At 72.0% G+C, this 21130-nt stretch carries 23 protein-coding genes; 13 read left to right on the top strand and 10 right to left on the bottom strand.

Annotated features, from left to right (window positions below; translation table 11 throughout):
* Positions 1-549: 549 nt before the first annotated feature.
* Both AB0J58_RS07025 and AB0J58_RS07020 read left to right on the top strand, forming a co-directional pair.
* Positions 550-774, top strand: a complete 225-nt coding sequence (locus AB0J58_RS07025) for a hypothetical protein (RefSeq protein WP_364211340.1) — start codon at positions 550-552, stop codon at positions 772-774.
* Positions 771-1091, top strand: a complete 321-nt coding sequence (locus AB0J58_RS07020; RefSeq protein WP_364211337.1) for a hypothetical protein — start codon at positions 771-773, stop codon at positions 1089-1091. Before AB0J58_RS07025 ends, AB0J58_RS07020 begins: the two co-directional genes overlap by 4 nt.
* A gap of 148 nt (positions 1092-1239) precedes the next feature.
* Here AB0J58_RS07020 and AB0J58_RS07015 read toward each other — a convergent pair whose 3' ends face one another.
* The gene (locus AB0J58_RS07015; RefSeq protein WP_364211334.1) at positions 1240-1779 is read right to left on the bottom strand and encodes a YdeI/OmpD-associated family protein; all 540 of its coding nucleotides are present in this window, start codon (positions 1777-1779) and stop codon (positions 1240-1242) included.
* A complete protein-coding gene (locus AB0J58_RS07010; RefSeq protein WP_364211331.1) occupies positions 1776-2183 on the bottom strand; it encodes a VOC family protein in 408 nt (135 codons plus the stop codon). Before AB0J58_RS07010 ends, AB0J58_RS07015 begins: the two co-directional genes overlap by 4 nt.
* A 90-nt stretch (positions 2184-2273) precedes the next feature.
* Between AB0J58_RS07010 and AB0J58_RS07005 the strand changes: the two genes are divergently transcribed.
* Positions 2274-3224, top strand: a complete 951-nt coding sequence (locus AB0J58_RS07005; RefSeq protein WP_364211328.1) for a YafY family protein — start codon at positions 2274-2276, stop codon at positions 3222-3224.
* A gap of 29 nt (positions 3225-3253) precedes the next feature.
* Here the strand turns inward: AB0J58_RS07005 and AB0J58_RS07000 are convergent, their stop codons facing one another.
* Entirely contained in the window at positions 3254-3772 is a 519-nt protein-coding gene (locus tag AB0J58_RS07000; RefSeq protein WP_364211476.1) for a TetR/AcrR family transcriptional regulator, read from the bottom strand.
* A 155-nt stretch (positions 3773-3927) separates the two neighbouring features.
* On the opposite strand from AB0J58_RS07000, the gene AB0J58_RS06995 reads away from it, so the two are divergent.
* On the top strand, positions 3928-4803 hold the full coding sequence (locus AB0J58_RS06995) for an NAD(P)H-binding protein (protein ID WP_364211325.1): 876 nt from the start codon (positions 3928-3930) through the stop codon (positions 4801-4803).
* Between the two features lie 38 nt (positions 4804-4841).
* Here the strand turns inward: AB0J58_RS06995 and AB0J58_RS06990 are convergent, their stop codons facing one another.
* Positions 4842-5987 (bottom strand): methyltransferase, encoded by a 1146-nt coding sequence (locus AB0J58_RS06990; protein ID WP_364211322.1) that lies wholly within the window; start codon positions 5985-5987, stop codon positions 4842-4844.
* 11 nt (positions 5988-5998) lie between these two features.
* Positions 5999-6253 carry a hypothetical protein gene (locus AB0J58_RS06985; protein ID WP_364211319.1) on the bottom strand — a complete coding sequence of 85 codons (255 nt, stop codon included), beginning with the start codon at positions 6251-6253 and terminating at the stop codon, positions 5999-6001.
* A gap of 158 nt (positions 6254-6411) precedes the next feature.
* On the opposite strand from AB0J58_RS06985, the gene AB0J58_RS06980 reads away from it, so the two are divergent.
* Both AB0J58_RS06980 and AB0J58_RS06975 read left to right on the top strand, forming a co-directional pair.
* Positions 6412-8070, top strand: a complete 1659-nt coding sequence (locus AB0J58_RS06980) for an MFS transporter (RefSeq protein ID WP_364211316.1) — start codon at positions 6412-6414, stop codon at positions 8068-8070.
* Positions 8071-8101: 31 nt separating this feature from the next.
* Complete coding sequence (locus AB0J58_RS06975) at positions 8102-8299, top strand: 4-oxalocrotonate tautomerase family protein (RefSeq protein WP_343961416.1); 198 nt, start codon at positions 8102-8104, stop codon at positions 8297-8299.
* A 54-nt stretch (positions 8300-8353) separates the two neighbouring features.
* Here AB0J58_RS06975 and AB0J58_RS06970 read toward each other — a convergent pair whose 3' ends face one another.
* Positions 8354-9112 (bottom strand): SDR family NAD(P)-dependent oxidoreductase, encoded by a 759-nt coding sequence (locus AB0J58_RS06970; RefSeq protein ID WP_364211313.1) that lies wholly within the window; start codon positions 9110-9112, stop codon positions 8354-8356.
* 130 nt (positions 9113-9242) lie between these two features.
* Between AB0J58_RS06970 and AB0J58_RS06965 the strand changes: the two genes are divergently transcribed.
* The 7 genes from AB0J58_RS06965 to AB0J58_RS06935 all read left to right on the top strand — a co-directional run bounded on the left by AB0J58_RS06965 (position 9243) and on the right by AB0J58_RS06935 (position 16608).
* Positions 9243-10016, top strand: a complete 774-nt coding sequence (locus AB0J58_RS06965; protein WP_364211310.1) for an enoyl-CoA hydratase/isomerase family protein — start codon at positions 9243-9245, stop codon at positions 10014-10016.
* 92 nt (positions 10017-10108) lie between these two features.
* Complete coding sequence (locus tag AB0J58_RS06960) at positions 10109-11539, top strand: aldehyde dehydrogenase (RefSeq protein ID WP_364211307.1); 1431 nt, start codon at positions 10109-10111, stop codon at positions 11537-11539.
* A gap of 47 nt (positions 11540-11586) precedes the next feature.
* Complete coding sequence (locus AB0J58_RS06955) at positions 11587-12003, top strand: RidA family protein (protein ID WP_343961425.1); 417 nt, start codon at positions 11587-11589, stop codon at positions 12001-12003.
* Positions 12000-13577, top strand: coding sequence for an amidohydrolase (locus AB0J58_RS06950; protein ID WP_364211304.1), 1578 nt, complete (start codon positions 12000-12002; stop codon positions 13575-13577). The genes AB0J58_RS06955 and AB0J58_RS06950 overlap by 4 nt, the downstream gene beginning before the upstream one ends.
* 21 nt (positions 13578-13598) lie before the next feature.
* The gene (locus AB0J58_RS06945; protein ID WP_364211301.1) at positions 13599-14120 is read left to right on the top strand and encodes a hypothetical protein; all 522 of its coding nucleotides are present in this window, start codon (positions 13599-13601) and stop codon (positions 14118-14120) included.
* Positions 14117-15592: an AMP-binding protein gene (locus tag AB0J58_RS06940; RefSeq protein WP_364211298.1), complete on the top strand. Its 1476-nt coding sequence runs from the start codon at positions 14117-14119 to the stop codon at positions 15590-15592. Before AB0J58_RS06945 ends, AB0J58_RS06940 begins: the two co-directional genes overlap by 4 nt.
* Entirely contained in the window at positions 15589-16608 is a 1020-nt protein-coding gene (locus AB0J58_RS06935) for an amidohydrolase family protein (protein WP_364211295.1), read from the top strand. The genes AB0J58_RS06940 and AB0J58_RS06935 overlap by 4 nt, the downstream gene beginning before the upstream one ends.
* Here the strand turns inward: AB0J58_RS06935 and AB0J58_RS06930 are convergent.
* From AB0J58_RS06930 to AB0J58_RS06915, 4 genes are read right to left on the bottom strand one after another with little or no spacing between them, the layout of a single operon-like run.
* Positions 16580-17416: an IclR family transcriptional regulator gene (locus AB0J58_RS06930; protein ID WP_364211292.1), complete on the bottom strand. Its 837-nt coding sequence runs from the start codon at positions 17414-17416 to the stop codon at positions 16580-16582. The genes AB0J58_RS06935 and AB0J58_RS06930 overlap by 29 nt on opposite strands.
* Before the next feature lie 44 nt (positions 17417-17460).
* Entirely contained in the window at positions 17461-18822 is a 1362-nt protein-coding gene (locus tag AB0J58_RS06925; protein ID WP_364211289.1) for an MFS transporter, read from the bottom strand.
* On the bottom strand, positions 18819-19811 hold the full coding sequence (locus AB0J58_RS06920) for an NADPH:quinone oxidoreductase family protein (RefSeq protein ID WP_364211286.1): 993 nt from the start codon (positions 19809-19811) through the stop codon (positions 18819-18821). The genes AB0J58_RS06925 and AB0J58_RS06920 overlap by 4 nt, the downstream gene beginning before the upstream one ends.
* 2 nt (positions 19812-19813) lie before the next feature.
* Entirely contained in the window at positions 19814-20989 is a 1176-nt protein-coding gene (locus tag AB0J58_RS06915) for a CoA transferase (protein ID WP_364211283.1), read from the bottom strand.
* Between the last annotated feature and the right edge of the window lie 141 nt (positions 20990-21130).

The following is a 21130-nucleotide window of genomic DNA, read 5'->3' as shown; positions in this document are numbered from 1 at the left end:
TGCGCTGCCTGCGGACATGCCCCCTACGCGCACGGTTGCTCCGACCGGCCCGCCGATCACGAGTACGCCCAGCCCTCCGGCGCGTTGATGGCCATCCGTCTGGAGGCCCGCCGTACCGGAGACCGTTGCCTGCCCTGCTTCGAACCGCCCGTGGCCCAGGCTGACGAGGCGGCGTCGGTGCCCGCGCGGTGGTCTGCTGAGCAGGTCCCCGCAGAGGTGATTCCGCCGGTGCCCGTCCAGCGTCGTCCCGAACGGCCCCTGATCACCGAGCCCGCCCCACCGGTGCGGATGCCCTGCCACTTTCGTCCGGTGCTCCCGTCCGGGGCCGCCCACACCAGACCGCCCCGGCTTGGCCACCGGCGTCATCTCGCGCCTCACGCCAGGCGAACGGCCACCCGCGCCCTGCGATGCGCGGTGGTCGCCCTGTCTTCGTACCGGCCACCCGGCCCGTACGACGTACCCCTCCATGTCCTTGCCCGCTGCACAAAGCGGGCCCGTTCACCGCTACCAACATCCGGACGGGCCCTTGATCGGATGGAGGTCCAATCAATGACCGATGCCAGATCCACCATCCCCGGCTGGCGGCTGATCCTCAGCGATGCCGGACGGCTGTGGGCCAGCCGGGAGCAGCCCTTCTCCCTGGCCGCGTTCCATGCCGGGGCCGAACGGACGGTCGACGCCGACAGCCTCGACGCCCTGCGCATCGAGACCGATCGGCAGGAGAGCATCGCCCGGGAGGCGCAGGAGCAGGCCACGGGGCAGGTGATCTCGTGATCCGGCGACGACCCGCCCGTCCTCGCGGGCGCCACCGCGACGGCCAGGGCGCCACCCCCGTGCCGCACTACACCTGGGACCACGAAGCCCGTGCTGAAGCAGCGATGCTGGAGATCACCTGGCCGGGTTGGGCCGTCCTGTACGGCACCGGCAGCCGTCTCTTCCACGCCATCGCCACCTGGCCCACCCCAGAACCCCTGCTTCTCTGCGACCGCACCGTCGAAGGGTTGAAGGCGCAGATGCGCGAGGCCGAGACGACCGCGCTCCTGCACCGCTGGGCCCTCACCTCCACCTCGGCTGGCATCGGACACTTCTGAGCAGGCACGGCGGCCCTCCCTTCCCCGGCCTGGGCCGCCGTGCTCTTGACGACGTACGGCGCGGGCGCGGGGGGAGGTATCCGCGCGGCAATCGTTCTCCAAGGTCAGTGGCGAAGATCGCTGGAGACTCACCAAGCCGGCGGCTTCCTCACTCCAGCAGGCTGGAGATCGTCTTGTGCAGGCGGGTCGCGCGTCCGGCCGGGGTCCTGGTCTTGAGCAGCGGCAGGATCAGCAGGTAGCGGCCGGTTTTGTCGAGTGCCTCGAAGCGGGCGGCGGCCTGCGGATTGGCGGCCAGTGCCCCGGCCAGGTCGGGCGGGACGGTGGCGTCGCGCTGGGCGGGGTAGGCCGCCGCCCACCGGCCGTCCGCCTGGGCGGCGGCGACCTCCGCCAGGCCGGGCGGCCGCATCCGTCCGGCGGCGGTCAGCACCTCCACGTGCTCGACGTTCACTCGCGACCAGGGGCTGCCCCTGCGGCGGCGTGAGTACCGTTGCAGGAAGGAATGCCTGTCATGGGACTTGCGGTGGCTGTCGATCCAGCCGTAGCAGAGCGCGACCTCCAGCGCCTGCCCGATCGTGATCAACGCTTCGGGCGATCCCTTCCTGGCGATCCTCAGCCAGACGCCGCCCTCGGACTCGTGATGCTCGGCCAGCCACGACTCCCACCGGGTGGCGTCCGCGAAGTGCATCATCGGCCCAGGACCTCCAGGTAGTGCCGGTTGTACATGATGCCCAGCACGTTGCCGAACGGGTCGGCCACGGACGCGGTGACGAAACCGGGGCCGTACTCGGTGAGCGGCGTGTGCGGCGTGGCTCCCAGGGACAGCAGCCGGTCCAGGGTGGCCCGCACGTCGTCGACGTGCCAGTGGACGATCGCGCCCCCGGGGGCGGTGGGCGCGCCCGGCGGGGCGTAACGCCGGTCGATGAGGCCGAGTTCGGCCTGGTAGTCGCCGATCCTGAACTCGTAGTAGGCGGCCGGCTGCCCGTTGCCCGGACGCTCGAAGTACGGCTCGACGTCCAGCAGGTCGACGTACCACTTCTTGGCGGCCTCCAGGTCGTCGGCCCAGAAGCTGACGGTGGCCAGTCCTCGCAACATCGGCGGTTCCCTCTTTCGGTCGGTGACAGTGACCATGTTCCGCTCCAAAGTGCTCACCAATTGAGCACTTTGTTGGAGAAAATGGGGTACATGCGCGCTGATCGTCTCGTCGCCACCCTTCTGCTCATGCAGGCCCGTGGCCGGGTGACCGCCGCCGAGCTGGCCGACGAGCTGGAGGTGTCCGTCGCCACCGCCCGCCGCGATCTGGAGGCGCTGTCCGCGGCCGGCGTCCCGGTGTATCCGCAGCCCGGACGGGGTGGCGGCTGGTCGCTCGTCGGTGGCGCCCGCACCGATCTCAGCGGTCTGTCGGCGACCGAGGCGCAGGCGCTGTTTCTGCTGGTCGGCCCGGCCGCGGCGGTCTCGGGTGAGGCCAAGGCGGCGCTGCGCAAGCTCGTGCGGGCGCTGCCGCGGACCTTCCGGGCCGACGCCGAGGCAGCCGCCGACGCCACGATGATCGACCCCACCCGGTGGGGTGAGCGTGACCGTCGTCGGCCCGAGCTGGTCGACCTGCTGCAGACCGCCGTGATCCGCAGGCGGAAGGTCCGGCTGACCTACACCGACAGCGCCCGGGAGCGGACCGAGCGGCTGGTCGCCCCGTGGGGCCTGGTCGACAAGGACGACATCTGGTACCTGCTCGCCGGGACCGAACGAGGGCGGCGGACCTTCCGCGTCGACCGGATCGTCGGGGCCGAGCCGACCGACCAGCCCGCCGAGCGCCCGGACGACTTCACGCTCACCACCGCGTGGCAACAGGTCGTCGGCGAGGTGGAGCGGCGGAGGTCAGGTACCTGGGCGACCGTGCTCATCGAGGCCAGGTTCGTGCCGGTGCTGCGAACGCACTTCGGGCGGCACTGCCACATCGACGCCGAGCTCGACCAGGGGCGTGTCCGGGTCCGCCTCGGCGCGCCGACCTCGCTGGACATCGCCCGGCACCTGGCCGGCTGGGGCGCGATGGTCGAGGTGGTCGAACCGCACTCCGTCCAGGCCGAACTGGCCCGGATCGGCGCCGAGCTCGTCGGCCGCTACACCGGCGGACACTGACCCGGAGTTCGGCCTTGGGCCGGCGCGCGTCACGCCAGGCTGTCGAGTTCGCGAACGAGGCGGGCTCCCTGCCGGGTCATGATCTCCGGGTCGCGCAGCGCATTGGAGAGCAGGGACATGCCCTGGTAGGCACCGACGAGCGTCAGCGCGAGGTCCTCGGGGTCGGCCACGCCCATCTGGCGGTACTGCTGTTCCACCCAGTCCAGCAGCCGGCGGATGGCATGGCCTGCCGCGAGGTCGAGGCCACCCTCGGTGCGCTTGTCGAGTTCGACGGCAAGGGTGCCCGTGGGGCAGCCGTAACGGGCCGTGATGTCGCGCTGGCCGACCCACGCGTTCACCAGGCCCTTGAGGCGTTCGCGTGGGTCGGGGAGCTGGTCGAGCCGGTCGGTGAGGGCCTTTAGGTGTTTGGTGTGCTCGGAGAGGGCGGCCTCGACGAGGTCGTCCTTGGTCTTGAAGTAGTAGTAGACGTTGCCCACGGGGACGTCGGCCGCCTGTGCGATGTCGGCGAGCGTTGTCTTCTCCACGCCCTGCTCATGCAGCATTCGCACTGCGGCGGCCGTCAGCCGCTCCCTTTTGCCCCGCTTCGTGAGGACATCGCTTTTCTTCAAGTCGGTCACCTAACTAACCATAGACAGCAGCGGGTTCTGCTGGCTATGGTTGAACTAAGTTAGTCAACTAACTCAGTCGGGAGAGAGCTCCCGGCATGACTGATCACAATCGATGGGGGAAGTTCATGATCGTAGTAACGGGAGCCACCGGCAACGTTGGCCGACCGCTCGTGCAGGCACTCGCGGCAGCCGGTGAGCAGGTGACGGCGGTGTCCCGAGGAGTCTTGGGCGTGGCGGTGCCGGAGGGTGTCCGGCACCGTCAGGTGGACCTGGCCGCCGCTGAGAGCCTTCGGCCCGTTTTCGACGGCGCTGACGCGGTGTTCCTCCACGACGGCGGTGCCGCCGTGCAACTGCTGAACCCCCAGGGCATCCTCGACGTCGCGAAAGCCGGCGGCGTTCGACGGGTCGTCCTGCTGTCCTCCCAAGGAGTCGCGACCCGACCGCAGTCGTTCTCCCATGGGCGCATGGGACTGTCCATCGAGGACGCCATCCGACGGTCGGGCATGGACTGGACGATCCTGCGGCCCGGTGGCTTCGCCTCCAACACCTTCGCGTGGGCCGAGACGATCCGCACGCAGCGCACGGCCGCCGCACCGTTCGGCGATACCGGACTGCCGTTCATCGACCCGGCCGACATCGGCGAGGTCGCCGCAGCAGCCCTGCACGAGAACGGTCACGCCGGGCAGGTCTACGAGTTGACCGGGCCCGCCCTCATCACACCCCGGCAACGAGCCGAGGCGATCGGCGACGCGCTCGGCGAGCCGATCCGGTTCATCGAGCAGACCCGCGACGAGGCCCGCGCGCAGATGCTGCAGTTCATGCCCGAACCCGTGGTCGAGACCACCCTCGACATCATCGGCGAGCCCACCCCCGCCGAGCAGCGGATCAGCCCCGATGTCGAGCGTGTCCTGGGCCGGGCGCCGGGCGCCTTCGCCGCCTGGGCCGAGCGCAGCGCCGCAGCCTTCCGGTGAGCACGGATTTCCTCGCTGATGGGACAGCGCATGTGCGGTCAGCGCTTGACGGCTCGCAGGACGACGAACCTGGGGTCGCTCGCGGCGACCTCGCAGTTGCCGAAGAGGCGGCGCAGTTTCGCGTGGTAGCCGAGGTGCCGGTTGCCGACCACCCACAGCTCGCCGCCGCGGCGGAGCGCGGCGCGGGAGCCGTTGAACATGCGCCAGGCCGTCGCGTCGGTCGTCGCGCGGTGCGTGTGGAACGGCGGGTTGTTCAGCACCAGGTCCACCGTCCCGGCGGGCATGCCCGACAGGCCGTCGGCCGCCAGGAACTCCGCGGTGGTGCCGGGGGCCACGTTCGCCCGGAAGGTGGCCTCCGCCGAGGCCAGCGCCTGGTAGGACTCGTCGATGAACGTCACCTGGGCTTCGGGGTTTCCCAGTGCGGCGGCGAGCCCGACCACCCCGTTGCCGCAGCCCAGGTCGACGACGCGTTCGGGGCCGCGGCGCCGCGGCAGGTTCTTCAGGAAGAAGCGGGTGCCGACATCGAGGCGGTCGGCGCAGAAGATGCCCGCGTGGTTGGTGACGGTCAGACCCGAGACGGCTCCGATCCCGGTGGGCAGCGGGTAGCTTCGCGGCCACGGGTTGTCGCCCCGGGGAAGCCCGGGGTCCGGTGCGCAGAAGATGAGCCGCGCCTTCTTGGCCGCCAGTGACGTCCTGGTCGGCCCGAGGATCCGTTCGAACAGTTGCAGTGTCGAGGTGTGGATCTCGGCGACCATCCCGGCGCCGACGACCACCGTGCCGGAATGCACGTGCGGTGCGAGGCGGTGCAGCTGGTCCTCAAGGAGCGCGAGGCTCTTGGGCACCCGGACGAGCAGCACGTCGATCCGGTCCGGCGGCGCGTCCCCGGTGGTGCGGAGCCGTATCGCCTCCCCGGCGACCTTGTTGCGCTCCAGGTTCGCCAGGGTCGCCTGCCGGCCGAGGAAGGAGTCGGTGATCTGCACGGGACGGTGATCGGCGAGCGCGGTGACCAGGGCGCCCCACCGGTCGCCCAGCACGACCACGGTGCCCGACAGGTCCGTCTGCTCGTCGTCGAGGTGCCGCAGGAGGTACTCGTCGGCGGCGTCCCAGGCGCGAAACGGGTCGCGGGGATCCTCGGGGAAGCGGGTGAGGTCGAACTCACCTCTCGACGTCGTGAAACGGTTCATCGCGCCTTAGGCTAGCTGAGCTGGTCACATCCCCCACATTGCCGGGACCGGTCGACCCTGCCCCTGCTCGCCCATGGGCATGACCCGCGCCCTTTCCCGGCCGACCTGGCCGTCGCCCCGATCTTCGGGATTTCCCTGGGAAGAGCGAGGACTGCGGTGCCGAGGTCGAGCCAGTCCTCGGTGATGGGGTGGCGCGTGGCACGGGCCGACTCCTCCGCGCGCAACGCCTCGGCGGTCCGATCGACCGTCCACGTGTTCGCGGTCATGGTGGCCAACCGTGGACCGTGGCGGGCACGACTTCCGTGGTATTCCCACACACCGGAAATCAGGTGGTTGCTTCCGTCACTGCCGGTCCTACGGTCGCTCCAACCCGTCGTCGTGCCCCGAGGCGGGGGGAAGCATTTCAGGCTGGAGGAAACCGCCGATGAACAAACAAGAACTCAAGGTAGTCGGTGCGTCGGCCATAGGTACGGCGTTTGAATGGTACGACTTCTTTCTATACGCGGCACTCGTCCCCGTAATCGGCAGCAACTTCTTCAGCGGCTACGGCGCGACGGCGCAGACCGTGTTCGCGCTGCTGACCTTCGCCGCAGGGTTCATCGTCCGCCCGATCGGCGCGCTGGTGTTCGCGCGGATCACCGACCTGGTCGGCCGCAAGGTCGTGTTCCTGATGACGCTGGTGCTGATGGGCGTCTCGACGGTCGCCGTCGGCCTGCTGCCCACCGCGGACTCGATCGGCATCCTGGCCCCGATCCTGCTGGTGACCTGCCGCATCCTGCAGGGACTCGCGGTCAGCGGCGAGTTCGGCGCCGCAGTCACCTACGTCTCCGAGTACGCCCCCGCGCGGCAGCGCGGGTTCTTCGTCGGCTGGCTGACCGGCACCACGGCGCTCGCCTTCAGCCTGTCGCTGGGCGTGCAACTGCTGGTGCAGACCATCGTGGGCGCGGACGCCTTCGAGCAGTGGGGCTGGCGGGTGCCGTTCATCATCTCCGTCGTACCGCTCGTGCTTTCGGTGTGGATCCGCAGCAAGCTGAACGAGAGCCCGCTGTTTCTGAAGATGAAGAAGGAGGGCACCCGGACCAAGGCGCCGCTGCGCGAGGCGTTCGGCTCGCGGGCGCGGGTGCGCATGGTGGCGATCGTGTTCGTGATGGCCGCGGCGCAGTCGTTCATCGGCTACCTGTCCACCGTGTACATGGTGACCACGATGAAGACCTACCTCAAGACCGACGCTTTCACGGTCAACGCGATCTTCATGGTGATCATGCTGATCGGGTTCTTCCTGTGCGTTCTCGCCTGCTGGGTGTCCGACAGGATCGGGCGACGGCCGGTGCTGTTCGCCGGGCTCGGGCTGGCCGCGGTGCTCGTGTTCCCCATCACCGGCGCCATCGTCTCGACGGCGAACCCGGAGCTCGCGCGGGCGCAGGAGACGGTGTCGGTCACCATCCAGGCCGACCCGGCCGAGTGTTCCTTCCAGTTCAATCCCGCGGGCACCGCCACGTTCACCTCCGACTGTGACCAGGCGCGGAACGTGCTCCAGTCCAACTCGGTCACCTTCGACCGGCAGGACACCATCGGCCCTACCAAGGTCCTCGTGAACGACACCGAGGTCTTCGGCGGTCCGCAGATGAAGGACGAACTGCGGGCGGCACTCAAGGCGGCCGGGTACCCGGTCGACGGATCGGCCAACACGATCAAGATCACCGGCATCGGGGATTTCTTCGACGGGCCCGTCCTCACCGTCGCGCTGCTGCTCCTCGCACTGGTCGCGTTCGCGCAGATGGCTCAGGGGCCGGCCGCGACGGCGATGGCGGAGGTGTTCCCGACCCGCGTGCGCGCCACCGCCCTCTCGATCCCTTACCAGCTCGGCGTCGGCATGTTCGGCGGGCTGCTGCCGGCGACGATGGTCGCGATCGGGGCCGAAGTGGGCAGCATCACCACCGCCCTGTGGTATCCGGTCGGCGCCATGGCACTGGGCCTGCTGATCCTGGCGTTCACCCTGCCGGAGACCAAGGGCGTGGACCTCGCCGAGGTGCGACTGGCCGGTGACACGGCCGAGGAACCCCTCGTACGCCAGGACAGCTGACCGTCCCATCCCAACCAGAAGGGAAGCCATCATGCCGATCATCGACGTCTCACTGCTGACCGGCCGTACCGAGTCCGAGCTGCGCGAGATGATCTCGGCCGTGCACGACGCGGTCGTGCGCAGCCTCGGGGTCCCGTCCGAGTCGGTGCGGGTCCTGGTGCGCGAGCTGCCGCCGACCCACTGGGCCGCGGACGGCGAGACGATCGCGGAGCGCAGGGCGCGCTCGTAGAAAGCACGAAGCGGGCCGGGGCCGACGTCGGCCCCGGCCCGCTTCGCGTCGCCGTCAGTCGCGGAAGTGCGTGCTGCTCCAGCCGCCGTCCACCGGGATGGTGAGGCCGGTGACGAAGGCCGCCTCGTCGGACGCCAGGAACGCGACGACCCGCGCGACGTCGATCGGCTCCCCGACCCTGGGCAGCGGGCGTGACCGGGTCACCAGGTCGTCGAAGGCGCCCGCGGCGATCTTCGCGCGGGTGGCCGGGGTCTCGATCAGGCCCGGCGCCACCGCGTTGACCCGGATGCCGCGCCGGCCGTAGTCGGCCGCCATCTGGCGGGTGAGGCTGGAGACCGCGCCCTTGGCCGCCGAGTACGGCGCGGACCCCGCGACCCCGGTCAGCGCGAACGCCGAGGACGTGTTGACGATCGCCCCGCCCGCGTCGCCGAATGCGATCACCGCGCGGCGGCTGAGCGCGAACGTCGTGCCGAGGTTGGTGCGCAGGAAGAACTCGAAGTCCTCGTCCGTGGTGTCGGCTGCCGGGCGGTCCCCGGCCCTGCCCGCGATGTTGGCGAGCACGTTCGGCGCGCCGACGGTCTCGGCGCAGTGATCGAAGACCAGCTCCGCCGCGCCTGCCGCGGTGAGGTCCGCGGCCAGCACGGCCACCTCGCCGCCCGCCGCCTCGTCCCGCAGCCCCAGCAGGCCCTCCTCATTGAGGTCCACAGCGAGTACCGCCGCGCCGCGGGCGGCGAACAGCGCGGCGGTCGCGCGTCCGATGCCCGACGCCGCCCCGGTGACGATCGCCGTCTTGCCGCGCAACTGCCCGTTCATGAAGCCTCCAGAAACCCGATGTCCATGCGCACCGATCATGCGCGTTGGCACAGTGCCCGGCCACCTGCGGCATTCCGCTCAATGAGAACCGGTCCTGGCGGCCGGAGCCCGCGTCCGGTCAGCTTGGGCCATGGATGTACGTGGACTGCGGGTGACGTTCCCCTCTGCAGGAGTCGCGCTGCTGGAACTGGACCGGCCGCACCGCCGTAACGCGTTGGACCGCACGCTGCTCGACGGGCTGCCCGCGGTGCTGCGCGAGCTGGACGATGACGCCGCCGTACGGGCACTGGTGGTGACCGGGCGCGGCGGCGCGTTCTGCGCGGGCGGCGACCTGGACGCGATCGGCGACCTGGGAAACGAGACGCCGCAGGAGGCGCGGGAGCGCATGACCCGCGAGTTCTCCATCGCCGAACTGCTGCTGGAGTTCCATGCGCCGACCGTCGCCGCCGTGGACGGCGCGGCCGTCGGCGCGGGGATGGCCCTCGCCCTCGCGTGCGACCTGCGGATCGGATCGCCCGGCGCGGTGTTCGCCAGCCCATTCATCAAGATGGCACTGGTCCCCGATTTCGGCGTGTCGTGGCTGCTCGCGCGGGCGGTCGGCGCGGCGCGGGCGACGGAGCTGGCGCTGTCCGGGCGCAAGGTCGCGGCTGAGGAAGCCGTGCGGATCGGCCTGTTCGACGTCGTCGTGGCCGATCCGCTCGCGCACGCGCTCGGCCGCGCCGAGCAGCTCGCGGCGGCGCCCCCCGAAGCGGCGAGGGCGACCAAGCGCCTGATCGCCGCGGCGGCCGGTGGCGGGTTCGCCCAGGCGGTGGACCGGGAGATCACCGAGCAGATCCGGGCGACGCGCTCGCCCGAGTTCGGGCGGCGGTGGGCGGAGTGGTCGCGCGCGGTGCGTGGCCGCTGACCGCGTTTCCCGGCGGATGGAAACCGTTCGTTGAGCGTGCGCTGATGGCACGCGGAGAGTGTACGGCACACCGAGAAAGAGGAGGACCAGGGGTGGAATCGTTCGGGCATGTCATCGCGGGCGAGGAGGTTGCCTCGGCCGATGGAACGACGTTCGAGTCCGTGGACCCGTGGACTCGGGAGCCGTGGGCCACGGTGGCGCTCGGTTCGGCCGATGACGCGGGGCGCGCCGTGCTGGCCGCGCGGTCGGCTTTCGACGAGGGGCCATGGCCGCGGATGAGCTTCGCCGAGCGCGGCGCGATCCTGCACCGCCTCGCCGACCTGCTGGAGAAGCACATCGACGAGCTGGCGGCGGCCGACACCACGGACATGGGCAAGCCGATCACCCAGACCACGGGCCACGACGTCCCCCGCGCGGCGCAGAACTTCCGGTTCTTCGCCGACCACGCGCGGCTCACCCCCGCCGAGACGTTTCCCATGCCGGCCGGGCACCATGCCTACACCCAGTACGACCCCGTGGGTGTCGCGGCCGCCATCGCACCGTGGAACTTTCCGCTCATGATGGCGAGCTGGAAGGTCGCGCCCGCGCTGGCATGGGGCAACACGGTCGTGCTCAAGCCCGCGGAGCAGTCGCCGGCCTCGGCCACCATCCTGGCCCGGCTGGCGATCGAGGCGGGCCTGCCGCCCGGCGTGTTCAACGTCGTCCACGGGTTCGGGCCGAACTCGGTGGGCCAGGCGCTGACCGAGTCGCCGCTGGTCGACCGGATCACCTTCACCGGCGAGTCGGCCACCGGCCGGCTGATCTCCAGGGCCGCGGCGGCCAACCTCACCCCGGTGAGCCTGGAAATGGGCGGCAAGGGCGCGAACATCGTCTTCGCCGACGCGGATCTCGACCAGGCGGTCAGCTGGTCCATCCAGGCGATCTACAGCAACAGCGGGCAGGTGTGCCTGGCCGGGAGCCGGCTGTACGTGCAGCGCGAGGTGTACGAGGAGTTCCTGGCCAGGTTCACCGCCGCGGCCGACGCGCTCGTGCTCGGCGATCCGAAGGACCCGGCGACGCAGATCGGCCCGCTGTCCTCGTGGGAGCACTTCACGAAGGTGACCGGTTACCTCGACATCGCGACCGCGGCCGGCGCGCGGCTGCACACGGGCGGCGTGGGCGAGGGGTGGTCCGTACGGCCGACCGTGGTAGTCGGCGCGGGGCAGCGCGACCGGGTCACCCAGGAGGAGATCTTCGGGCCGGTCGTGGTCGTGCTCCCGTTCGACGACGAGGCGGACGCGGTGGCGGCGGCCAACGACACGCCCTACGGACTGAACGCCATGCTGTTCACCCAGGACCTCTCCCGCGCCCACCGCGTCGCACGCGCGCTGCGGGTCGGCACCGTCTGGGTGAACTGCTTCTTCGTCAGGGACCTCCGCGCGCCCTTCGGCGGCGCGAAGAACTCCGGCGTCGGCCGCGAGGGCGGAACGTACAGCCGGGAGTTCTTCACCGAACCCAAGGCCGTCATCATGGAGATCTCGTGACGGGGGTCGCCGCACCGCGACCGCACGTCCGACTCAAGGAGCAGGTCATGACCGACATCCGACCCGTCAGCACCCGCAACGCACCCACCGTGGGCTTTTCCACGGGGACGGCCGCGCCGCTGTCCCAGGCGATCGTGCACGGCGACACCATCTACTGCTCGGGTACCGGGCCGCTGGACCCGGAGACCCGCACCATCGTCTCCGACGACTTCGCCGAGCAGGCCAAGCAGACGCTCGCCAACCTGGTCGCGGTCGTCGAGGCGGCGGGCGGCAGCCGGGAGACCATCCTCAAGTGCACCTGTTTCGTGCGCGACGTGGCGAACTTCCCGGTGTTCAACGCCGTCTACCGCGAGTTCTTCGAGGGCAATCCGCACTTCCCCGCGCGGACCACGGTCATCGCGACCCCGCACCGCACCGGCGTCCAGGTCGAGGTCGAGTGCGTCGCTGCCGTGAACCGGCCATGACCCTGGTGACCGACCTGGTCCTGCTCGGCGGCCGGGTGCACACGCTGGACACGCGCGGCACGGTCGCCGAGGCGGTTGCGATCACCGGTGGCCGGGTGTCCGCGGTCGGCCCGGCCGCCGACGTCGCACGCCTGGCCGGCCCGTCCACCAAGGTGGTACACCTGGCGGGCCGGACCGTGATCCCCGGCCTGGTCGACTCGCACTGCCACTTCGAGAACGCGGGCATGGACGGGCACACCGTGTCGTTCGCGGGCGTCCGCACGCTCGACGCCGCACTGGACCGGATCGCCGCGCTGGCCGCCACTCGCGAGCCCGGCGCGTGGGTGCAGGGGCAGCCGTGGAACCCCGCGCTCCAGCTCGTCGAGGGCCGCGGGCCCGACCGGTATGAGCTGGACCGCGCGGCGGGCGGGCGCCCGGTGTACCTGCCGGAGGGCCACGCCGCGACGGCCAGCACCGCCGCGCTGGAACGGTCCGGCATCGACCCCGGCGGGCACGACGGCAGGCTGGTCGAGGGCGCCATGCACACCGTCGCGCGGGTGGTCCCGGATTGGACCCGCGAGGAGCGGGCTGCCCAGCTCACCGCCGCCATGCGGGCGCTCAACCGGCGTGGGATCACCTCCGTCGTGGCGGGCGCGCTGCGGCCGGCGGACGTCGAGACGGTGCGCGAGCTGGCCAGGGACGGACGCTCCACGCTCCGCGTGGCCGCGATGGTCACGCCGACCGGCGAGCTCAACCCGTCCGTCCCGCTCGCGGACTGGCAGGCGCTGCTGGCCTCCGGCCCGCCCGCGCCCATCGGTCAGCACTACCTCACCCGGGGTATAAAGCTCCAGGTGGACGGTGGCATGACGCTCGGCACCGCGGCCACGCGCGAGCCGTACCTCACCCGTCCCGGCTACCACGGCGAGCTGTTCGCCGGCCGGGACCGGCTGGCCGAGCTGGTGGACGCGGCGCACCGCGCGGGCTGGCCGGTCGGCACGCACGTGGTGGGCGACGCCGCGATCGACCTCGCGCTCGATGTCCATGAGGCCACCCGGCACCGGGGCCTCCTGCCGGACGTGCTCATTCACGCCAGCCTGATCCGGCGTGACCAGATCGCCCGCGCCCGCGCGCTGGGCGTCCAGGTGGCCGCGCAGATCCCGTTCCTGTGGCGCAATCGGGCGGCCATCGCCGGCCACCTCGGCGATGCCCGCACCGAGGCCGCCGTGCCGCTGCGCGACCTCGTGGACGGTCTCGGGCTCGACGGCGTCGCGGCCGGCACCGACTATCCGATCAACGCGCTCGACCCGTTCCAGAACATCTACGCCATGACGACCAGGCGCGATGCGGCGGGCGAGGTCGTGGGGGGCGCGCAGGCGGTCACCCGGGCGGAGGCCCTGCGCCTCTACACCACGTCCGGTGCCGCACACACCGGTGAGCAGGAGGTGAAGGGCCGGCTCACCGCGGGCGCGCTCGCCGACCTGGCCGTGCTCGACGCCGACCCGCTCACCGCGTCCGACGACGAACTGCGCGCGACCGAGGTCCTGATGACCGTCGTCGGCGGCCAGATCGTGCACGACACCGGCCTGCTCGGCTGAGCAACACACCAGGAGGTAGCAATGCACCCCAGCCAGATGCCCATCGTCGAGTTGCGGAAGGCGGCCGGCGAACTGCAGGAGAGCGGTCGGCGGGTCAAGGTGTTGTGGCAGGAGAGCGAGTCGCTCGCCTTTCTCGCCCGTGGCCGCGAATACCGAAGCGAGTTCCACCTCAACCCGAGCGACGAGGTGATGTTCATGGTGCGGGGCTCCATGGACCTGCACTACCGCAAGCCGGAGGGCGGCTCGGACATCGCGGTGATCCCCGAGGGCGGGACCATTTTCACGCCGACCGGCATCGCCCACTCGCCCAGGTTCGCGCCGGACGCGTTCGTACTGGTCATCGAACGGCTGCGGCGGCCGGGCGAGCTGGACCGTTTCCGCTGGTTCTGTCCCGCCTGCGATGAGTTCCTGCACGAGGAGGCCGTCCACGTGAGCGACTACCGCACCGACCCGGTGGCGGGCGCCTACCAGCGGTTCTACGGCGACGTCGCCGCGAGGACCTGCAAGTCCTGCGGCACGGTCATGCCGGATGAGCGGCTGTGACGGCGATCGGCGGGCTGGTGCTCGACGCGTTGCGCGCGCGATCCGGCCACGTCGCGTTCCGGCACGGAAGCGCCGAGGTGACCTACCGCGAGGCGGAGCGGCTGGTGCTGGGCGTGGCGGATGCGCTGGCCGGGGCCGGCCTGCGGCCGGGCGACACGGTGCTGCAGATCCGGCCCAACGATCCGCTGCAGTGGCTGGTGAACGCGGCCTGCTACGTGGCGGGTCACCGCTCCGCTGCCCTGCCGCCGGGGGTCCTGCGCGGCGCGGCGCTGGCCGAGCGGCTGGACCTCGTCGCGCCGGACGCCGTGCTCGCCGAGCCGGGCGACCCGGACCTGGACGCGTGGCTGCGGGCCCGTCCGGAGGTCCGCATGCTGACCGACCGTGACCTGACCGCCGTGCGGGAGCCGGCCGTACGTGCGGCCGTGCCCGCGAGCGCGGTGGTACGGCTGGCGTTCACCTCCGGCACCACCGGGCCGGTCAAGGGCGTCGAGCTGTCCGGCGGCGCGCTGGGCGCGGTGGCGACCGCGCTGCGCGACACCCTTCCGTGGCCGGAACGGCCGCGCGTGCTGTGCCCGGAGTCGGTGTCCGGCGGCTTCGGCAACATGGTGCTGCCGACGCTGATGCTGGGCGGGACGTTCGTCATCCCGGAGCGTCCCGGCCCCGACGCGCTGCTGGAGGCCGCTGCGGCGCACCGCCCGACCGTGCTGATGGCGATGCCGCCCGCGCTTCGCGCCCTGCTGGCCCACCCGGGTGCCGCCGGGTACGACTGGTCGTCCCTGGCGTTGGTGGTCTACAGCGGGGCCTCGTTCACCGGTGAGGAGATCGACCGTGCGCACGCGCTGTTCGGCGAGGTGCTGTGCGGGGTGTTCGGCCAGGTCGAGGTGCCCAAGACGATCGCGTGGACCCGGCCGGCCGACCATCTGGACCCGCGCTTCCGCTCCTCGCTCGGCGTGCCGTTCCCCGGGACCGAGGTCCGTGTGTGCGGTCCCGGCGGCCGTGACCTCCCGGCGGGGCAGGCGGGGGAGCTGTGGGTGCGTGGCCCGACCACCGCGCACGCCTACGCCTTCCCCGCGGGCATGTCGGTCGAGGACGGGTGGCTGCGCACCGGCGACGTCTGCCGGCGCGACGTCGACGGCTGCCTGCACTATGTGAACCGCGTCCAGGACGTGCTGCGGATCGGAGACGCCTACGTGTGCCCGAGCGACCTGGAGGCCGTCGTGTCGCGGCACACCGGGCATCCGGTGGCGGTCGTCCCGACCGGCCCCGCGAGCGTCGCCGTTCTCGTCGAGGGCGTCGCGTCGCTGGACACGGTGTCGCTGGACACGCTGTCGAGGGAAACGGTGGAGAAGGCCGTGCGCGACGCGCTGCGCGACGCCCCCGTCACGATCGACGCCGTCGTCCCGGCCGAGCGGCTGCTCCGCGACGTCATGGGCCGGCTCGACCGCGCCCGGCTCGCCGAGGTGGCCGGATGAGCGACATCACGCCGGTGCCCGGTCCGGTGATCGACGTGCACGCCCATGCGCTGCCGACGCCCTTGCTGACCTGGCTGTCCGGCCGCGGCCTGGCCGATCTGTCCGACCTCGCCGCCGGCGTGGTCAGGATCGACCCGCTGGTGTCCGGGATACCGAAGGGCGCGCCGATCCCGCTGCCGGCCGCCCAGTACGACGTCGCCGTGCGGCTGGAAGACCTGCGTCGCACGAGTGTCACCCGCCAGCTCGTGTCGGTGCCGCCGTTCGTGACGTGCGCCGACGCCGCCGAAGAGCGGGACGTCCTGGCTGTGGTCCGCCGAGGCAACGACGCGCTCGCCGACCTCCTCGCCGGACATCGCGGGGTGCTCGACCCGCTCGGGTACGTACCGCTCGGCACGCCTGCCGCGCCGGACGAGGCCCGCCGCTGCCTGGACGAGCTGGGGTGCGCGGGCATCGCCATCGGCACCCGTGGCCTCGGCAGGGAGCTGGACGATCCCGTGCACGAGCCGCTGTGGGAGTTTCTCGCGGAGCGCCGGGCGTTCGTCTTCCTGCACCCCAACAGCGTCCCCGGCGGCCCGCGGCTCGCTGACTACTGGCTGCCCCAGCTGGCGGGCTACCCGATGGAGACCGCGCTCGCCGTCTCGCGGCTCGTGCTCGGCGGCGTCCTGGAACGGCACGACCTGCGGCTGTGCCTCGCGCACGGCGGCGGGTGCCTACCGTCCCTGCTCGGCAGGCTGGACCTCGGCTGGTCGCGCAAGCCGGTCGCCCGCACCACGCCGCGCCCGCCGAGCGACTATCTGCGCCGCCTCTACTACGACACCGCCACCTTCTCCACCCCGCTGCTGCGGCGGCTCGTCGAGGACTTCGGCGTGGACCACGTGCTCGTCGGTACGGACTACCCCTTCGAACTCGCCGACACCGACCCGCTCGGCACGGTCGCGGCGCTCAGGCTTGCACCCAGGGACGCGGCGACCGTCCGGGCGGGGACGGCTACCGCGCTGCTGACCGGATTGGCGTGACGGTGCCGGGCGGGCCGTCGGCCTCCGGCCCGCCCGTGTAGCCCTTGGCCAGCTCGCGGGAGATCGACTTCGCCGCCAACCGTAGCGCGGGCTCCACCGCTGCCAGCGACCGCGCGTGGGTGACGGTGTGCGAGACGACGGAGAGCGCGGCCACGACCCGGCCGTCGGGCCCGTGGATGGGGGCCGCCACGGAGGCCGTGCCCAGCGCCAGCTCCTCGGCGCATCGGGCGATGCCGGTCTCGCGGATTTCCTGCAGCGCCCGCATCAGCAGGCCGGGCATGACGATCGTGTGCGGCGTGTAGCGCTTCAGCCCGGCCGCGAGCACGGCCTGCCGCAGCTCGCGCGGCGCGTAGGCCAGCAGCACCTTGCCGACCCCCGTGACGTGCAGCGGCTGGCGCCCGCCGACGCGGCTGGCCACGCCGACCGAGCGGGGTCCCCACACGCGCTCGACGTAGAGGACCTCGTCGCCGTCGAGCACCGCCAGGTGGATGTTCTCCGCTGTGGCCTCGTAGAGGTCATGGATGAACGGCAGCGACACGTCCCGCAGCGTGCGCGGCTGCGGGCACAGCGAGCCCAGCTCCCACATGCGCAGCCCGATCCGGTAGGTCCCGTCGCGCCCCTTCTTCAACGCCCCCAGCTCGACCAGTTCGGCCGCGATGCGGTGCACGGTCGAGACCGGCAGTCCGGTGACGGCGGTCAGCTCCACGAGGCGGAGGGCGGGCCGTTCCTGGGAAAACGCGTTGAGCAGGGCGAAGACCCGGCTGGACACCGTCCGGCCGGCCTTGCGGGCGTCTCGCAGCGCGGTCATGGGGATAATCGTGGTTTCGGTCGTCGAAAACTCATCCATCCAGTTCACCGATGGTACCTTTCCGGGCGTCGCAGGTCATGAGCGAGTATGACGATCACGGCCGCCGCGACCACGGCCATCGCCACCGCGAGCGTGCGCGGTTCGGTGGGCATGGCGGGGTCGCCGGGAGCGAACGCGCCGACCAGCCCGACCGCGAGGATCGCGCCGACGTAGCGGGCCGACTGGAACAGGCCGCCGACCACACCGGACATGCCGGCGGGTGCGCGCTCGTACATCAGCCTTTGCAGGCCGAGGTTGCACAGCCCGTACGGCACGCCGAGCACCACGCCGTCGACCACGATGGCCCATGCGGGCGTCGCAGTATCGAACGTGGTGATCGCGGCGACCCCGGCCAGCAGCAGCCCGCCGCCGGCCAGCAGGGTCCGCCCGACGCCGAGCCGGCGCATGATGGGACTGCCGAGCACGGTCGCCACGACGCTCGTGGCCGCGATCGGCATGATCAGCAGCCCGGTGTGCGCCGCGTCGAACCCGAGTGCGGTCTGCAACCACGGCGGCAGCCCGTAGAACGCGCCGTAGTAGGCCAGGTTGAACAGCACGAACGTGCCGAGCACCGGCACCAGCCCGCGGGCCGCGCCGAGCGCGCGGACGTCCACGAACGGCTCGGCGGCACGCCGTTCCCACCACAGGAACCCGGTCCCGGCGACGACCACGGCGGCCAGGCCGGGAACCGAGACCCTCGGGAGGGCGAGCATCAGATCCAGCAGGCCGACCACCGCCACCGCGAACAGGACGACCCCCACCGGATCGATCGCACGGACCAGGCCCCCGCGTGCGGCCCGCCGCTCCTCGGGGCCGATCGCGCGCCATGCGAGCACCAGTGCCCCCAGCATGACCGGCAGGTTGACCCAGAAGATGGCCTGCCACCCGGCCCAGGAGGTCAGCAGCCCGCCGAGCACCGGGCCGACCGCTCCTGCGGCCGTGTTGACCGTCGCGACGGCGGACAGCCGCGTCGCGTCGCCGTGCCGCCGGATGACGACCATCGCGCACGGGAACGCGGTCGAGACGCCGGCGGCCTGCACGCACCGGCACAGCACGAGCAGCGGCAGCGACGTGGCCGTGGCCGCCACCGCGGAGGCGACCGCCGCCATCGCCATCCCGGCCGCGAACAGCCTGCGCGGGCCGACGCGGTCCGCCACCCGGCCGAGCACCGGCTGGCAGACGCACGCGGTCAGGTAGAAGACGGTGACGACCCACGTCGTCGTGGCCAGCGGCTGGGCGAGGTCGTGCTGGATGGGCGTGAGCGCCACCGCGACCATCGAGGAGTTGAGCGGAGCGAGCAGGGTGCCCGCGAGCAGCGCCGCCAGTGCCATCCTCGCCCTGCGGTCCGGCCGGACGGCGGTCGTCATCCCGTCGGACCGCCCGCCCGCAGCAGCAGCTTGCCCCGGACCCGGCCGTCGGCCAGCTCGCGCAGGGCACGCGGCCCCTGGTCGAGCGGGAGCACGTCGTGCACGTGGTGGCGCAGCCGACCGGCCGCGGCCCAGTCGAAGATCTGGCGCAGGTTCCGCTCCTGGGCCGCCCGGTCCCGCCGGACGAACTCGCCCCAGAACACCCCGACCACCGAGGAGCCCTTGACCAGCGGGATGTTCAGCCCGACGCGCGGGATGCCGCCGGAGGCGAACCCGACTATGAGATACCGGCCGCCCCACGCGACGGCGCGCACCGCCGCCTCCGCCACCGCACCGCCCACCGGGTCGAACACCACGTCCGCGCCCGCTCCGCCGGTCAGCTCCTTGATCGCGGCCTTGGCGTCGACGGCGTCGCCGTAGGAGAAGGTCTCGTGCGCGCCGTGTCGGCGGGCCGACTCCGCCCGCTCCGGTGTGGAGGCGCCCGCGATCACTCGGGCGCCGAGCAGATTTCCCACGTCCACGGCGGCGGAGCCGACCCCGCCCGCGGCGCCGAGCACGGCGAGCGTCTCGCCCGCGCGCAGCCCGGCCCGCTGGACGAGCGCGTGGTAGGCGGTCGAGTAGGCCACCAGGATCGCCGCGGCCTGCCGGTCGGTGACGTCGCCAGGCACTTTGGTGACCCGGTCCGCCCTGACCAGTACGGCGTCGCGGGCGCACCCGTACTCCTCGTTGCCCGCCACGCGGTCGCCGATCCGTACGGACGTGACCCCCTCGCCGACGGCCAGCACCGTGCCCGCGTACTCGCTGCCGGGGGAGAAAGGCGGCTCAGGTCTTACCACGTGCGTGCCCGCGATGATCAGTGTGTCGTGGAAGTTCAGCCCCACGTGGCTGACCGCGACCACCACCTCGCCGGGCCCCGGGCCCGGCGTCACCACGTCGGCCAGCTCAAGATCCTCGGGCCCGCCGAGCCGGGCGCAGACCAGCGCGCGCACGCTCACTCCCCGCCTCCGGGGGCGGACACCACACCCGCGGACAGGAAGCCGTCCACCTCGTCCGCGGAGAACCCGGCCGCGCGCAGCACCTCCACGGTGTCCGCGCCGAGTTCGGGGGGCGCCGTGCGCAGGCCGGGCAACTCGCCGTCGTAGCGGACCGGGTGCCGCAGCACGGTCGCCCGCTCCTCGCCCACCGGGAATTCCGCGAGCAGCTCTTCCGCGGCCACCTGGGGGTCGTCACGCACATCGTCGTAGGTGGCCACCCGCTCGAACCAGAACCCGCGCGGCTCCAGCCGGGAGGCGACCTCCGCGTAGGTCATCCCGGCGAGCACGCCTGCCAGCGCCGCGGTGTACTCCTCCCGCTTGGCTCGCCTGGCCCCTTGGTCGTAACCGGCCAACGCGGGGGAGCCGAGCGCGTCGCCGAGACCGCCCTCCGACCCGTTCAGCGCGATCACCATCGACGCGTCCAGCAGCCGGTACACGCCGTAGGGGGCGTCGATCGACCAGCATGCCAGCTCGGCGGGGCGGCGGACGTCCGTCTCGGTCCTGCGGCCGGAGTAGTACAGCGCGAGCGATTCCGCCTGCAGGTCGAGCCCCGCGCCGAGCAGACTTGACTCGACCCGCGTGCCCTCGCCGGTGGTCAGTCTGCGCGCGTAGGCGGCCAGCACGCCCATCGCGAGCAGCGCCGCGCCGTGCTGGTCCACGACGGGCGTGCCGGCCGCGGTGGGACGGTCGCCGGTGACGTCCACCAGCCCGGTGCGCGCCTGTACGAGCAGGTCCACCCCCGGCCGCCCGGCCATCGGGCCTCGAGAGCCCCAGCCGCTGGCCGAGGCGTAGACGATGTCCGGCTTGATCGCGCGCACCGCCTCGTACCCGAGGCCGAGCTTCTCCAGAGCGCCGCCTCGATAGTTCTCCAGCAGCACGTCGGCCTGCTCGATGAGCGGGCGGAGCACGGTGCGGGCGTCGGGGTGCTTGAGGTCGACGGCGATCGAGCGCTTGTTCCGGTTGACCGACAGGAACGTCACGCTGCGCCCGGCGACCCGGATCCCCGCGCTGCCGATCCTGCGCTCCCACGACCCGCCGGGCGGCTCGACCTTGACGACGTCGGCGCCGAGGTCGGCCAGGTACTGCGAGGCCGCGGGCCCCTGTACGAAGTGCGAAAAACTCAGCACTTTCATCGAGTCGATCATGTAGCCTCCCAGCAGCGGTGACACCGGCGGTACGACCGTAGGAACCTGCGGTCCCAGCCCCCAACGCCGCGTTCCCGCTGGGCGGAAACGCGCCCACGCCGGGCGGGCCTCGGTCCGGCACCATGGTCG

This window comes from Streptosporangium sp. NPDC049644 (assembly GCF_040675205.1).
GTDB classification, from domain to species: domain Bacteria; phylum Actinomycetota; class Actinomycetes; order Streptosporangiales; family Streptosporangiaceae; genus Streptosporangium; species Streptosporangium fukuiense.
Note: the sequence above shows the minus strand (reverse complement) of the source record. Positions and strands in the feature narration are given on the sequence as shown.